Raw genomic sequence first — 14,011 nt, 5'->3', positions numbered from 1 at the left:
CTACATGATTTATTTATATTTATTGTTTTATCTCCGCCCCGTGCCACTGGCCGGGCGCCGAGACTGTTCAGTCTGTGGCAGACTTCACATTTTTCGTTGTTACCGGTAACATGTTACCGGTAACGTGGTAAGTTAAAACCCATCAACGACACGTTTTTTGAAAAATGAGATAGAGGTCAAACAATGGCGGGCAAGAGCATTATCGTGATGGGTGTGTGTGGTAGCGGCAAATCCAGCGTCGGCCTTCGGGTGGCTGAAATCCTCGGTGCCAAGTTCATCGACGGTGATGACCTGCACCCCCGCGCCAATATCCAGAAGATGGCGGGGGGCAATCCTCTCAACGACGAGGACCGCGCCCCCTGGCTTGAGCGGATCCGCGATGCGGCTTACAGCCTGGAGCAGAAGAACGAGGTGGGCGTGATCGTCTGCTCCGCCCTCAAGCGCCAGTACCGGGATCAGATCCGCGACGGCAACGAGTCGGTGCACTTCCTGTTCCTCGACGGCGACCAGCCGCTGATCCTCGAGCGGATGCGCGCCCGCAAGGGCCATTTCATGCGAGAAAGCATGGTACAAAGCCAGTTTGATACTCTGGAGCGCCCAGATGGCGAGGCCGGGGTATTCCACATCGATATAGACGGGACCTTCGATCAGGTGGTCGATCGGGCCGTCACGGCACTGGAGCAGGCCCTGTGAGCCGCCCCCTGATCCCGGCGGTTGCCGACCGCCGACCCATGATTTAACCGGAGCAAGCGTCATGATCCATCCCGTGATCCAGGCGGTCACCGACCGTATCCGCGAGCGCAGCCGCAGTCGCCGCGCCGCCTTCCAGGCCCGCATCCAGCGCCAGGCCGAGCAGGGCAAGACCCGCGCCGCCCTGGCCTGCGGCAACCTTGCCCATGCCGTGGCGGCGTCCAGCTGCGACGAGAAGGGCCGCATCCTCGACATGACCCGGGCCAATGTCGGCATAGTCACCGCCTACAACGACATGCTGAGCGCCCATCAGCCTTATCAGGGCTATCCGGATCAGATCAAGGCGGTGCTGGCGGAGCTCGGCCACAGCGCCCAGGTGGCCGGCGGCGTGCCTGCCATGTGCGATGGCGTCACCCAGGGCCAGCCCGGGATGGACATGTCCCTCTTCTCCCGGGATCTCATCGCCCAGGCGACGGCGCTGTCTCTGTCCCACAACACCTTCGATGCGACCCTGCTGCTCGGCATCTGCGACAAGATAGCCCCGGGCCAGATCATGGGGGCGCTCTCCCATGCCCACCTGCCCACCGCCTTCGTCCCTGCCGGCCCCATGGCCAGCGGCATCAGCAACGACGAGAAGGTCAAGGTGCGCCAGCAGTACGCCGCCGGCGAAGTGGGCCGTGACGCCCTGCTGCAGATGGAGTGTGGTGCCTACCACTCGGCCGGTACCTGCACCTTCTACGGCACCGCCAATACCAACCAGCTGGTGTTCGAGGCCATGGGCCTGATGCTGCCGGGCTCCGCCTTCGTGCATCCCCACAGCGCGCTGCGCCGTGCCCTGACTGCCGAGGCGGCCCGCCGCATCAGCGCCATGATCCCGGGCTCCCCGGCCTATCGCCCCCTGATCGAGGTGATCGACGAGCGCGCCCTGGTGAACGGCCTGGTGGCCCTGCTCGCCTCCGGTGGCAGCACCAACCACAGCATCCACATGGTGGCGCTGGCCCGCGCTGCGGGGCTGGAACTGACCTGGGACGATCTCAGCGATCTCTCCGACGTAGTGCCGCTGCTGGTACGCATGTACCCGAACGGCCCGGCGGACGTGAACGCCTTCGAGCAGGCCGGCGCCGTGCCCGGTCTGATGCGCCGGTTGGCGCAAGACAATCTGATCCACCTGGATGCCACCCCGACCTTCGGCGAGATGCAGGACTACCTCAGTCGCCCGCAGCTGGTGGATGGCAAACTGGTGTGGCAACCGGTGGGCGAGAGTACGGATCCGAGCGTCCTCTCCCCTTCCGGCTCAGTGTTCCAGGTCACCGGTGGCACCAAGCTGCTGGCGGGCAACCTGGGCCGCGCCGTGGTCAAGGTCTCTGCGGTGGCGCCGGAATATCGCGTCATCGAGGCGCCGGCCCGGGTCTTCTCCTCCCAGCATGCGGTGGAAGCGGCCTACAAGGCTGGCGAGCTCAATCAGGATGCGGTCATCGTGGTGCGCCACAACGGCCCGGCCGCCAACGGCATGCCGGAGCTGCACAAGCTGATGCCGGTGCTCGGCAACCTGCAAAAGGCGGGTCACAAGGTGGCGCTGGTCACCGATGGCCGCCTGTCCGGGGCTTCCGGCAAGATCCCGGCCGCCATCCACGTCACTCCGGAGGCGCTGCACGGCGGGGCCATCGGCCTGCTGTGTGATGGCGACCTGCTGCGGGTAGATGCCGAAACCGGTACTCTGGATTGCCTGAGCGACCTGAGTGGTCGCAGCCAGGCCGAGATTGACCTGACCCTGGAGCAAGAGGGCTGGGGTCGTGAACTGTTCAGCGTGATGCGTCGCGCGGTATCGAGCGCCGAGTGTGGCGCCACCATCTTTGACTGAGGAAGAGCAATGCAAAACTGGAAAGTGACTCCCGCCGAGGTGTTTGCCGCCTCCCCGCTGGTGCCCGTGATGGTCATCAATGAGCTGGATCAGGCCCTGCCCATGGCCAAGGCCCTGCTGGCCGGTGGCATCTCGGTCTTCGAGATCACCCTGCGTACCCCGGTGGCGCTGGATGCCATCGCCCTCATCGCCCGCGAAATGCCGGAAGCCATGGTGGGGGCGGGGACCGTGCTCAACAGCGCCCAGTTCGATGCCGCCGTAGCCGCCGGTGCCCGCTTCGTCATCTCCCCGGGCATGACCCCGGCCCTGCTGGCCCATGCGGCCAAGAGCACGGCGCCGCTGATCCCCGGGGTGGCCACCCCGTCCGAGGTGATGCAGGCGCTGGAAGCCGGGTACGATCACCTGAAGTTCTTCCCGGCCGAGGCCAACGGCGGCACCAAGGCGCTGTCCGCCATCGCCGCCCCCCTGCCCCAGGTCAAGTTCTGCCCGACCGGCGGCATCGGCCCGAAAAACGTGGCCGACTATCTGGCACTGAAATGTGTCGCCACCGTTGGCGGCTCCTGGATGCTGCCGGCAGAGGCCGTCAAGGCCGGCAACTGGGATGAGGTGACCCGCCTGTCCCGTGAGGCGGTTGAATTGGTTAAACGCTAAGTCTTTATCGTTTAGCAAAACTAAACAGGCCACCTCAGGGTGGCCTGTCGTTTTTCGTGCAAAGCAGGGGAGGCGGGCGCTTTTATTCCCCCCTGTTGCATCCCGAGGGTCAGGCCGGGCGCCGTTTAACCCAGGCTCTCCCCTTCATAGAGGGAGAAACCCATGTCCCGGCGGTTCTCGGCGTGGGGCTGGCCGCTCAGCCGGGCCAGCAGCATGGCGGCCGCCTCGCGGCCTATCTCCTGGCGCGGGGTGACGATGCTGGCGAGCTTGGGGGTCATGGCGTGGCCGATGTCGAGGGCGTTGCTGCCGGCGATGGCGACCTGCTGAGGCACGGGGATCCACTTGGCCTGGCACTGCAGCAGGGCCCCCACCGCCAGGTCATCGTTGGTGCAGAACAGGCCGTCCAGATCCGGATAGCGCGCCAGCGCCTGGTCCAGCAACTGGCCTCCCAGGGTGAAGGTGGAGGATTGCTCGGTCAGCAGGTGGCGCCCCTCGAGGCCAGCCTCATTCATCGCCTGGTAATAGCCTTCCATCCGCAACTGGGTACGCACATCGAGCCGCGCCCCCAGATAGACCACCTTGCGCCGCCCCCGACGCAGCATCTCTGTTACCATGGCCCGGGCGGCCGCCCGGTGATCCATGCCGACCACCATGTCGATGGGATCCTGGGGCAGGTCCATGGTCTCCACCACCGGGATGCCGGCGGTGGCGATCATCTTGCGGGTGCGCTCGGTGTGCTGGCTGTCCGAGAGGATCAGGCCATCCACGTTGTAGGAGAGCAGGGAGGCGACCTGCTCTTCTTCTCGCAGCGGGCTGTAGCCGTAGTGGGCCAGCAGGGCCTGGTAGCCGGCAGGTCGGGTCACCGATTCGATGCCATGCACCACGGCGGAGAAGACCTGGTTGGAGAGGGAGGGGATCAGGATGCCGATGGCCTTGCTGGTGGCGTTGGAGAGGATCTCCGGTGCCCGGTTCGGGATGTAGCCCAGGGTCTCCACCGCGGCGGCGACCCGTTCGCGAGTGCCCTCGGCCACGGCCTGGGGATCCCGCAGATAGCGGCTGACGGTCATCTTGGTCACCCCGGTCAGGTCGGCGATGTCTTGCAGGGTAGGGCGGCGCTTGCGGGTATCGTTCATCTGGGGGTCCGGCGAGAATGTTACAGGTAACATTAACGGTTTTGGGTAGCAAAGTCAGCCGATGGCGCTGCCGCTGGGAGGTTTCAATTGATAAAGGGCAAGAGCTTCAACGGGAAACGGTTCGAACAGCAGGAGGTGGACGATGAAGATTTCAGCGATTGCCGCTTCATCGACTGCAATTTCTCCTGGCTGGATCTGAGCGAGAGCCGCTTCGTCGACTGCAGTTTCTACGACAGGGAGCACGAACAGGGTTGCCAGCTGCAGGGCTGCGATCTGCGGGAAGCCAGCTTCCTGCGCTGTGACCTCACCCTGGCCGACCTGAGCCGCAGCCAGTGTCTGGGGCTGGAGATGCGGGACTGCCAGGCCATGGGCATCAACTTCGCCAATGCCAGCTTCGCGAACCAGATCACCCGGAAGAGCTACTTCTGCGAGGCGCACCTGACCGGCAACAACTTCAGCTACGGCAACTTCGAGGGCTGCCTGCTGGAGCAGTGCGAACTCGGCGGCAACCGCTGGCAGGGGGCCAATCTGCTGGGGGCCTCCCTCGCGGGATCCGATCTCGGCGGCTCAGCCTTCGGACAGATAGACTGGACCAGCTTCAACCTGCAGGGCTGCGATCTGCGCCAGTGCGATCTGCCGGGACTGGATCTGCGGCGGGTCAATCTGGAAGGGGTCAAGATCAGCGAGGAGCAGCAGCAGGGCTTGCTGGAGCAGATAGGCTTGGTCGTCTTCCCTTGAATGGCGGGATGATGTGAGAGATGGGGGGCGAAAGGCTTGATGAGCCGGCCGGATGGACAGAATAGTCGGTAAGTTTTCATCATCCTGACCACCCGCCAACACCAGAAAGCCAGCATCATGCAGGCTTTCTGGTGAACGTCAGGTTAGCGTCTGGCGAGCCACTTGGTGGGGTTGATAGCCTCGCCCTGATAGCGGATCTCGAAGTAGAGGCCGGGCCTGTCCTGACCACCACTGTCACCCACCAGGGCCACGGGCTCCCCCTGTTCCACATTCTGGCCGACCTGGCGCAGCAGCGACTGATTGTGACCGTAGAGGCTCATGTAGCCGCGGCCGTGATCGATCACCAGCAGCATGCCGAAGCCGTCCAGCCAGTCTGCGTAGACCACCTGACCCGGGGCGACCGCCTTGACCTGGGTGCCTTCACTGGCGCCGATCAGGGTGCCCTTCCATTTCAGCTCGGCGGTGCGCGGCGAGCCGTAGGAGATGAGGATGGGGCCCTGCACCGGCCAGCGCAGGCTGCCGTTGGTCTTGAGGCCGCTGTAGCCATTGCTTGCCTTGGCGCTGTTGCGGGCGGCGGCTTGCTGCTGCGCCACCCGATCCTGCTGTGCGCTGACCCGGCGCTGCTCGGCGGCGAGCCGCTGCTGCTCCCCCACCTTCTGCTGCTGGGCGGCAAGACGCTGTTGCTCGGCGATCCGCTTCTGCTCGGCGGCCAGGCGTTGTGCCTCCAGCTTGCGCTGGCGCTCCTGTTCCGCCTTCAACTTGGCGAGGCGTTCCCGCTCCGCCCGCTCGCGTCGCTCTTTCTCTTCCTGTTGGCGGCGCAGCTCTTCCAGTCGCGCCTTGAGGGCCTTCTCAGCCTTCACCAGCTTGCTCAGCTTCTGCTCGTCATCCTGCACCGATTGCTGCAACAGGTTGCGTACGGTGGCGCGGCTCTGCTGGCTGGCCAGCAGGCTCTGGTGGGTGGCTTGCTGCTCGGTGAGCAGACTCTGCAGCTTGCTCTCGGTCTCCTGGGTGGCCTGCTGGTTGTGGGCCAGCTTGGTGCGGGTCGCACGCAGGGCTTCGATGGCCTCGATACGGGCCTTGTTGAGGTAGTCGAAATAGTCGAGGGCGCGGCTCAGTTTGGCCGGATCCTGCTGATTGAGCAGCAGCTTGAGGTAGTCGTGGTTGCCCGCCTGAAAGGCGCTCTCCGCCTGTCTGGCCAGCAATTGCTTCTGGTGGCTGGCCTGGCGCTCCAGTTCCAGCTTGTCCTGTTGCAGTTTCACCAGCTTCTGCTGGTTCTGTTTCAGCTGCAGCTTGGTCTGATCGAGTTTGGCGGCGGCCGTCGAGATGGCCTGTTCATCCGCCTTGAGCTGGGTATTGAGTTTGGCCAGCTCCTGCTTGCTCAGCCGGATGGTCTTCTGCTGCGCCTTGATTTCGGTCTGCATGGCACCGAGCTGCTGGTTGGCAGCCTGCGCCTTGCCGGCGCCGCCGAGCAGGCAAAAAAACAGCGCGCCGGCCAACAGGCCGACGCGACTGGTTTTGGTTGAAATAACTTCGCATCCCCGCATGGGGAAGGATTATTTCAGAATCATCAGGGGCTTGCCAGTCATTTCCGGCGGCACCGGCAGACCCATGAGGGTCAGCATGGTGGGGGCCAGATCGGACAGTTTGCCGCCTTCGACCACCTCGGCTTTGCGACCGAAGTAGATGAGGGGAACCGGCAGATTGGTGTGGGCGGTGTGGGCCTGACCAGTCTCTTCGTCCATCATCTTCTCGGCGTTGCCGTGGTCGGCGGTGATGAGGCATTCGCCACCTACTTCGGCCAGGGCCTCGGTGACGCGACCGATGCAGTGGTCGACCGCTTCACAGGCCTTGACGGCCGCATCGAACACGCCGGTGTGGCCGACCATGTCGCCGTTCGGGTAGTTGCAGATGATGACGTCGTACTTGCCGCTCTTGATGGCGCCGACCAGCTTGTCGGTCAGCTCGCCCGAGCTCATCTCCGGCTGCAGATCGTAGGTGGCCACTTTCGGGCTGGCGACGATCTCGCGATCTTCACCGGTGAAGCAATCCTCTTCGCCACCGTTGAAGAAGAAGGTGACGTGGGCGTACTTCTCGGTTTCGGAGATGCGCAGCTGGGTCTTGCCCTGCTTGGCCAGCCATTCACCCAGGGTGTTGACCAGGGCGGTGGGCGGGTAGGCGCAGGCGGTCTTGATGTCGGCCGCGTACTCGGTCAGCATCACGAAGTTCAGTGCAGGCGTTGCGGCGCGGGCGAAGCCGGTGAAGTCGCTGTCGACGAAGGCGCGGGTGATCTCGCGGGCGCGGTCGGCACGGAAGTTCATGAAGATCAGTGCATCGCCATCCTGCATGGGCGCGGCGGCACCGATGCGGGTGGCCTTGACGAACTCGTCGTTCTCGTCGCGGGCATAGGCGTTGGCCAGGGCTTCGGTGGCGCTGTCGGCGGTGAACTCGGCCTTGCCCTGGGTCATCAGGTCATAGGCTTGCTGCACGCGATCCCAGCGGTTGTCACGGTCCATGGAGTAGTAACGACCGATCATGGAGGCGAAACGGCCCTTGCCGAGCTTGGCGAACAGGGCGTCGAACAGCTCGATGGAGGACTGGGCGGAGCGCGGCGGCACGTCACGGCCATCCAGGAAGGCGTGGAAGTAGATCTGCTCGGCGCCACGTTTGGCGGCCATCTCGATCATGCCCATGATGTGCTCTTCGTGGCTGTGGACGCCACCCGGGGACATCAGGCCCATGATGTGCACGGCCTTGCCTTTGGTCACGGCACCGTCAACAGCCTTGGCCAGCTCGACGTTCTGGAAGAAGTCACCGTCCTGGATCTCCTTGGAGATGCGGGTCAGTTCCTGGTAGACGATGCGACCGGCGCCGATGTTGACGTGACCCACTTCGGAGTTGCCCATCTGGCCATCGGGCAGGCCCACGTCCAGGCCGGAGCCGGAGATCAGGGTGCTGGTGTAGTCACGGGCGAGGCGGTCGAGGTTGGGGGTCTTGGCGGCAGCGACGGCGTTGTACTCTTGCTTGGTGCTGTAGCCCCAACCGTCCATGATGACCAGAACCAACGGTTTCTTAGCTGTTGACATAAGGCTATGTCCTCTCGGATAGGAATGAATTGCGGGAACTGAAACTAGCGTAATATTACTACATCTGCCGAAATAGTCACCTGATAGCCAAGTCCCTCTGCCACCTGGTTTTTTAACTGTTGCCCCGCTGTATTGGGCATGTTGCCGGCTTGTCCGTCCCTCGGTTTTTTCGTCCCGTCGCGGGATTTGCTTCGTTATTTTCATGGCCTGACGGCCACCCTTTCCGCCGTGCAAACGACGGCCAATCCCTGATGGGAGCTTACTCCCGCTTTACCGCCAAGGTGGCTGATCTTATCAAGGGCCCCATGTATACTCGGGCACTTGTCTTGGTCCCTGGATAGTAGAAGATGCAAGAGTATTTGGATTTTGCGACCCGCAACCCGCTGCTGACCGCAGCCTGGTTGGGTCTGGCAGGCACCCTGGTTTACACCACGGTGCGTGCTCGTTTGTCTCCGGTGAAGTCGGTGAACAACCACGCGGCCACCCTGCTGATCAACCGTGAGAATGCCACCGTCGTGGATATTCGCAGTCAGGACGAGTTCGCCAAGGGTCATCTGGCCGGTGCTCACCACCTGCCCCTCACCCAGATCCAGGCCAACAATCTGGGCCCGGTTGAAAAGCACAAAGACGCCCCCATCATAGTGGTGTGCGAGTCGGGGATGACCGCTGGTGGTGCGGGTCGTCAACTGAGCAAGGCCGGCTTCAAGCAGGTTTATACCCTCAGCGGCGGCATGGCCCAATGGCGGGCAGAGAATCTGCCGGTGACCAAAAAGCGCTGATTTAAGGGCCCGCGCCCACTCATTTTCATAAAAAGGAATCAAACGAAATGGCTGACGAAATCAACAACCAGGAAGTACAACCGGAATTCCACATCCAGCGTGTCTACACCAAGGATGTCTCTTTCGAAGCACCGAACACCCCGCACATCTTCCAGAAAGAGTGGCAACCGGACGTCAAGCTGGACATGGACACCAAGACCAACGTCCTGGCCGACGGCGTGTACGAAGTGGTGTTGACCCTGACCGTGACCTGCAAGCTGGAAACCGAGACCGCCTTCCTGTGTGAAGTGCAGCAGGCCGGTATCTTCACCATCGGCAACCTGCCGGAACCCCAGCTGGCTCACTGCCTGGCGGCCTTCTGCCCGAACATTCTGTTCCCGTATGCCCGTGAAGCAGTGGCTAATCTGGTGAGCAAGGGTTCCTTCCCGCAGCTGAACCTGGCACCGGTCAACTTCGATGCCCTGTTTGCCCAGCACATGGCGCAAGCACAGGCCCAGCAGGCGGCTGCGGAAGCCTGATAATGGCCGACCAGATCGCTATCTCGGTCCTGGGGGCGGGGTCTTACGGCTCCGCCCTTGCCATTTCTCTGGCGCGCAACGGTCATCCGACCCTGCTGTGGGGTCACGACCCTGCCCATGTCGCCGAGCTGGAACAGGATCGCTGCAACAAGGCCTTCCTGCCGGACGTGCCCTTCCCGGCCGACTTGCAACTGACCTCGGATCTGCAGGCGGCGGTGCAAGCTGCCCCCGTGCTGCTGCTGGTCGTGCCGAGCCATGTGTTCGGCCAGGTGCTGGCCCGGGTCAAGCCCTTCCTGCGCCCGGATACCCGCATCGCCTGGGCCACCAAGGGGCTGGAACCGGACAGCGGTCGGCTGTTGCAGGATGTGGCGCGCGAGGTGCTGGGTGACGAGATACCGCTGGCGGTGATCTCAGGCCCGACCTTCGCCCGCGAATTGGCTGCCGGCTTGCCGACCGCCATCTCGGTCGCCTCGACCCACGACGACTTTGCCGACGATCTCTCCCTGCTGCTCCATTGCGGCCGCTCGTTCCGGGTTTACACCAATCCGGACTTCACCGGTCTGCAACTCGGTGGCGCGGTCAAGAACGTCATCGCCATCGGTGCCGGGCTCTCCGACGGGCTCGGTTTTGGCGCCAACGCCAGAACCGCGCTCATCACCCGGGGTCTGGTGGAGATGCAGCGTCTCGGTGCCGCCTTGGGTGCCGATGCCAAGACCTTCATGGGGATGGCGGGGCTCGGGGATCTGGTGCTGACCTGTACCGACAACCAGTCACGCAACCGCCGTTTCGGTCTGGCGCTCGGTGCCGGCAAGGACGTGGACACCGCCATGGCCGAGATAGGCCAGGTGGTGGAAGGCTATCGCAACACCAAGGAAGTGCATCTGCTGGCCGCCCGTTGTGGCGTCGAGATGCCCATCTGCGAGCAGATCTTCAAGGTGCTCTACGAGGGCAAGAACCCGAAAGAGGCTGCCATCGCCCTGCTGTCGCGAGACAAGAAAGACGAGTAATCGTCATGGTGCGCGGTGCGCCGGATAGCAAAAGGCCCTGCCAGATTCTGGCAGGGCCTTTTTCATGGGCGGCAGGCAATCAATAGTAGGAGTGATCGCCACGCTGGTGCTCGGTGGCGTCTTTCACGCCGTTGAGCTCGCCCGGGAATTTCTCCAGCAGCTGCTTCTCGATCCCCTCTTTCAGGGTGTAATCCACCTGTGAGCAGCCGTTGCAACCGCCGCCAAACTGCAAAATCGCCAGCTTGTCGTCGGTGATGTCAATCAGGGTCACCTTGCCACCGTGACTGGCCAGCATGGGGTTCACCTCGGACATCAGCACGTATTCGATGCGATCGGCCAGGGGGGCATCGTCAGCGACCTTGCGCATCTTGGCGTTCGGCGCCTTCAGGGTGAGCTGGGAGCCCATCTGATCGGTGACGAAGTCGATGGTGGCATCCACCAGGAAGGGGGCGCTCAGGGGATCGACCAGGCAGTCGAAGCCACTGAAGGGCAGGTGTTGATCTTCCGGATCGACCGCGTCGGGTGGGCAATATGATACGCCGCACTCGGCATTCTGGGTTCCCGGATTGACCACAAACACCCGGATGTTGGTGCCATCAGGCTGCTTTTCCAGCAACTTGCGGAAGTGGGCCTGGGCGGTGTCGGAAATGCTGATCATCACTATCCTCATAAACCTGAGTGTACGACTAAGGTATTCATGATAACTCTCTTGGCAGGGCTTGGGTAGCATGACGGCGGCCACTTGTGATGCGCAGTGGCCGATCGACGCCGGGGTTCCCGGCCGTGACGCTGCATCTCGCCGACATCGCTTGTCCCTTCCTATTTGATGTGTCTCAGGGTTCGACAGAGTGCCCACACCTCCACCCGCTCGACCCCGCTCTGATGGAGCAGCCGGCTGAGTTGCCCCGCGGTGGCGCCCGTGGTGACCACATCATCGAGCAGGGCCACATGACGGTATGCGTGAGGGGCAATCTGGAAGGCGCCACGCAGGTTGCGCCGTCGCTGACCCGCGCTGAGGTGGGTCTGCTGCGCCGTGGCTTTGGCTCTGCGCAGCAGCCTGCCATCGCAGGGGATGCCGGTGATCTCGCCAAGCGCCCGCCCTATCTCCTCCGCCTGATTGAAGCCGCGCCACCACTGGCGCCACCAGTGCAGCGGCACCGGCAGTATGACCTCGGGGGGCTGGGTCAGGTCCAGGTGATCCGCCAGCACCCGGGCGAGCGGTGGCGCCAGCAGGATCTGGCCCGCGTATTTCAAGCCGGGGATCAACAGAGGGTAGGGGGGTAGATAGTCCCCGATCACCTGCAACCGCTGCCAGGGGGGCGGCCGGCGCTGGCAGCGGCCACAGATCTGCTCCTCTTCCTTTACATGTTGTGACAGCGGGGCGGCGCAGAGTCGGCAACGGCATTGGGGTTGGTGCAGTGCAGCCTGGCACCAGTGACACAGCAGGGGATGCTCATCGCAGGGTTGGCGGCAGAGCTGGCACAACCCCAGCCAGTCACCGGGGTCGCCGAGGATCGGACTTGCTTTGGCGAGCAGCCGCTTTAACATGCGCTCATCCACGCAGAGAAACAGGATCTTGAGTCTAGATGAGCATATCGGTTGAACGGTTTGGCCAGGGGCCGGATCTGGTGTTGCTGCATGGCTGGGGGATGAACGGGGCCGTCTGGCACGGCGTGATGCCGGCACTGGCGCAGCATTATCGTCTGCACCTGATCGATCTGCCGGGATTTGGCAACAGTCCACTGCCTGCAGGCAGTGATTACGCCTTGCCCTGGTTGGCGGAGCAGGTTGCCGCCGTCATGCCCGCGCGTTCTCATCTGCTCGGCTGGTCCCTCGGTGGCCTGGTGGCGAGCCAGCTGGCCCTGATGCAGCCTGAGCGGGTGCAATCCCTGATCACGGTGGCGAGCTCCCCCTGCTTCATGGCGCGGGATGACTGGCCGGGCATAGCACCCAAGGTGCTGGCCGGTTTCAACCAGATGCTGGCGGGGGATTTCAAGCAGACCATAGAGCGCTTCCTCGCGATCCAGGCCATGGGCAGTGAACACGCCCGCGACGATATCCGTCAGTTGCGCCACTGGCTGGCAGAACGCCCGGCCCCCCAGCTCGCTGCGCTGGAAGCCGGTCTCGGCTTGCTGGCGGAGATCGATCTGCGCGACGAGCTGACGACGCTGAGCCTGCCCTGGCTGCGCATCTATGGTCGGCTGGATTCCCTGGTGCCCAAGGCCAGCATTGGACTGCTGGACGAGCGTTATCCCCACAGCCAGAGCCGGGTGCTGGATAAGGCCTCCCATGCCCCCTTCATCTCCCATCCTGATCAGTTCATCGCCCTGGTACGGGAGTTTGTCGGCTGAGCCCATTGGTCGAATAATGCGCTCAAGGCTTCAATAACGCCCCGTTCTGGTTGATAATTGGCCAACGACAGAGGAGAGAAGCCATGCGTATCGATTCAGCCATGACTACGGGGGGGCAGGGTTTCCAGCGGGCGGAGCAACAGGCAGCCCAGGCCTCCAGCCAGATAGCCCGCCTCAATACCCCGGCGGGTGACCAGGTCCAGTTGCCGGATGAGCTGGTCAACCTCAAGGTCGCCGAGTTGCAGGCCGGCGCCTCCGCCAAGGTGATCCAGACCGCCAGCGACATGATGGGTACCCTGATCGATATCCGGGCCTGAGATGAACATCAACGTCAGTCTGCCGCCCACAGTGCCGAACCAGCTGCATCCGCAGACGGGTTCGATGTGCAGCTTGCACAGCACCGGAGCCTGAGATGAACGTCAATGTCAGTCTGCCAACCATGGTGCCGAACCAGCTGCATCCGCAGACGGAAGCAGCGCAGACTGACAATCGCCGTGCCGAGCTGGTGCCCCAGTTACGGCAAGGGGAGGCCGCCAATGCCGAATCCGGTGTCGCCTCCCAAAAAGATCGATCCCGATCGGCCCCCGGCAATGCCAATCCACAGTCCCAGTCCAGCAGAGAGAGTGCCCAGACCGGCCATCCGGCAACCCTGCCCCATCGTTTCGTGGAGGCCACGGATGAGGAGGGCAAGCGCAGGCAGCAGGAGTCCGGTCTGCAGGAGCAACAGAAGCAGCGGCGGCAGGCAGAGGCGCTGGCGGAGCGGGATCTCGAGGTACGCAAGCATGAGCAGGCCCACCAGACGGCCGGTGGCGAGCTCGCGGGCAGCCCGACCTACGAGTATGCCCGGGGGCCGGATGGCAGGCGCTATGCGAGTGGGGGGGAAGTCGCCATCGATGTCGGCGTCATCCACGGAGATCCGGCTGCGACCCTGGTCAAGATGCAGCAGGTGCGTGCCGCTGCGCTGGCACCGATAGAGCCTTCCTCTCAGGATCTGAGTGTGGCCCGCAGCGCCACGGTCAAGGAGGCGCAGGCCCGCAAGGCGCTGATGGCCGCCGATGCCGAGACGTCGCCCAGCCCGCTCGGGGCCTATATGGACAGACGCAACCAGGTGATTGCGCAGCATTATCAGCAGGCAAGCCGTCCCGCCCCCCGCCACTATTTCAGCCAGGATATCTGAACGGCCGGGTCAGTGGAGCCCAC

15 protein-coding genes are annotated in these 14,011 nt (G+C 63.5%); 10 read left to right on the top strand and 5 right to left on the bottom strand.

Translation table 11 applies throughout. The features are described 5' to 3' along the window. The first annotated feature begins 183 nt into the window (after positions 1 to 183). The 3 genes from ACW5W7_RS16860 (at position 184) to ACW5W7_RS16850 (ending at position 3,202) form a co-directional block, all read left to right on the top strand. Positions 184 to 693: a gluconokinase, GntK/IdnK-type gene (locus ACW5W7_RS16860; protein WP_434665067.1), complete on the top strand. Its 510-nt coding sequence runs from the start codon at positions 184 to 186 to the stop codon at positions 691 to 693. A gap of 61 nt (positions 694 to 754) precedes the next feature. Further along, entirely contained in the window at positions 755 to 2,551 is a 1,797-nt protein-coding gene (gene edd, locus ACW5W7_RS16855; protein WP_456502435.1) for a phosphogluconate dehydratase, read from the top strand. Between the two features lie 9 nt (positions 2,552 to 2,560). Continuing rightward, a complete protein-coding gene (locus ACW5W7_RS16850; protein WP_349920635.1) occupies positions 2,561 to 3,202 on the top strand; it encodes a bifunctional 4-hydroxy-2-oxoglutarate aldolase/2-dehydro-3-deoxy-phosphogluconate aldolase in 642 nt (213 codons plus the stop codon). Positions 3,203 to 3,327: 125 nt separating this feature from the next. Here the strand turns inward: ACW5W7_RS16850 and ACW5W7_RS16845 are convergent, their stop codons facing one another. Then, on the bottom strand, positions 3,328 to 4,335 hold the full coding sequence (locus ACW5W7_RS16845; RefSeq protein ID WP_456502434.1) for a substrate-binding domain-containing protein: 1,008 nt from the start codon (positions 4,333 to 4,335) through the stop codon (positions 3,328 to 3,330). An 87-nt stretch (positions 4,336 to 4,422) separates the two neighbouring features. Here ACW5W7_RS16845 and ACW5W7_RS16840 point away from each other — a divergent pair, with 87 nt between their 5' ends. Further along, a complete protein-coding gene (locus tag ACW5W7_RS16840; protein ID WP_456502433.1) occupies positions 4,423 to 5,073 on the top strand; it encodes a Qnr family pentapeptide repeat protein in 651 nt (216 codons plus the stop codon). A 143-nt stretch (positions 5,074 to 5,216) separates the two neighbouring features. Here ACW5W7_RS16840 and ACW5W7_RS16835 read toward each other — a convergent pair whose 3' ends face one another. Together ACW5W7_RS16835 and gpmM are read right to left on the bottom strand one after the other, a co-directional pair. Further along, positions 5,217 to 6,617: a peptidoglycan DD-metalloendopeptidase family protein gene (locus ACW5W7_RS16835; RefSeq protein WP_456502432.1), complete on the bottom strand. Its 1,401-nt coding sequence runs from the start codon at positions 6,615 to 6,617 to the stop codon at positions 5,217 to 5,219. Positions 6,618 to 6,626: 9 nt separating this feature from the next. After that, on the bottom strand, positions 6,627 to 8,156 hold the full coding sequence (gene gpmM / locus ACW5W7_RS16830; protein ID WP_349920639.1) for a 2,3-bisphosphoglycerate-independent phosphoglycerate mutase: 1,530 nt from the start codon (positions 8,154 to 8,156) through the stop codon (positions 6,627 to 6,629). 347 nt (positions 8,157 to 8,503) lie between these two features. Here gpmM and ACW5W7_RS16825 point away from each other — a divergent pair, with 347 nt between their 5' ends. Genes ACW5W7_RS16825 through gpsA form a run of 3 tightly spaced genes read left to right on the top strand, consistent with a single transcriptional unit; the run spans position 8,504 to position 10,460 of the window. Continuing rightward, positions 8,504 to 8,935: a rhodanese-like domain-containing protein gene (locus tag ACW5W7_RS16825; RefSeq protein ID WP_349920640.1), complete on the top strand. Its 432-nt coding sequence runs from the start codon at positions 8,504 to 8,506 to the stop codon at positions 8,933 to 8,935. Between the two features lie 47 nt (positions 8,936 to 8,982). After that, positions 8,983 to 9,453, top strand: coding sequence for a protein-export chaperone SecB (gene secB, locus ACW5W7_RS16820; protein ID WP_349920641.1), 471 nt, complete (start codon positions 8,983 to 8,985; stop codon positions 9,451 to 9,453). A gap of 2 nt (positions 9,454 to 9,455) precedes the next feature. Further along, a complete protein-coding gene (gene gpsA, locus ACW5W7_RS16815; protein WP_456502431.1) occupies positions 9,456 to 10,460 on the top strand; it encodes an NAD(P)H-dependent glycerol-3-phosphate dehydrogenase in 1,005 nt (334 codons plus the stop codon). A 79-nt stretch (positions 10,461 to 10,539) separates the two neighbouring features. Here gpsA and nfuA read toward each other — a convergent pair whose 3' ends face one another. Together nfuA and ACW5W7_RS16805 are read right to left on the bottom strand one after the other, a co-directional pair. Beyond that, positions 10,540 to 11,118 carry a Fe-S biogenesis protein NfuA gene (gene nfuA, locus ACW5W7_RS16810; RefSeq protein WP_349920643.1) on the bottom strand — a complete coding sequence of 193 codons (579 nt, stop codon included), beginning with the start codon at positions 11,116 to 11,118 and terminating at the stop codon, positions 10,540 to 10,542. A gap of 161 nt (positions 11,119 to 11,279) precedes the next feature. Next, the gene (locus ACW5W7_RS16805) at positions 11,280 to 12,008 is read right to left on the bottom strand and encodes a ComF family protein (protein WP_456502430.1); all 729 of its coding nucleotides are present in this window, start codon (positions 12,006 to 12,008) and stop codon (positions 11,280 to 11,282) included. Positions 12,009 to 12,046: 38 nt separating this feature from the next. On the opposite strand from ACW5W7_RS16805, the gene bioH reads away from it, so the two are divergent. The 3 genes from bioH (at position 12,047) to ACW5W7_RS16790 (ending at position 13,988) form a co-directional block, all read left to right on the top strand. Beyond that, the gene (gene bioH / locus ACW5W7_RS16800) at positions 12,047 to 12,811 is read left to right on the top strand and encodes a pimeloyl-ACP methyl ester esterase BioH (RefSeq protein WP_456502429.1); all 765 of its coding nucleotides are present in this window, start codon (positions 12,047 to 12,049) and stop codon (positions 12,809 to 12,811) included. 83 nt (positions 12,812 to 12,894) lie between these two features. Continuing rightward, positions 12,895 to 13,128: a flagellar biosynthesis protein FlgE gene (locus ACW5W7_RS16795; RefSeq protein WP_456502428.1), complete on the top strand. Its 234-nt coding sequence runs from the start codon at positions 12,895 to 12,897 to the stop codon at positions 13,126 to 13,128. A gap of 95 nt (positions 13,129 to 13,223) precedes the next feature. After that, complete coding sequence (locus ACW5W7_RS16790) at positions 13,224 to 13,988, top strand: putative metalloprotease CJM1_0395 family protein (protein WP_456502427.1); 765 nt, start codon at positions 13,224 to 13,226, stop codon at positions 13,986 to 13,988. Positions 13,989 to 14,011: the final 23 nt, after the last annotated feature.

Source organism: Aeromonas intestinalis, from assembly GCF_054052485.1.
Note: the sequence above shows the minus strand (reverse complement) of the source record. Positions and strands in the feature narration are given on the sequence as shown.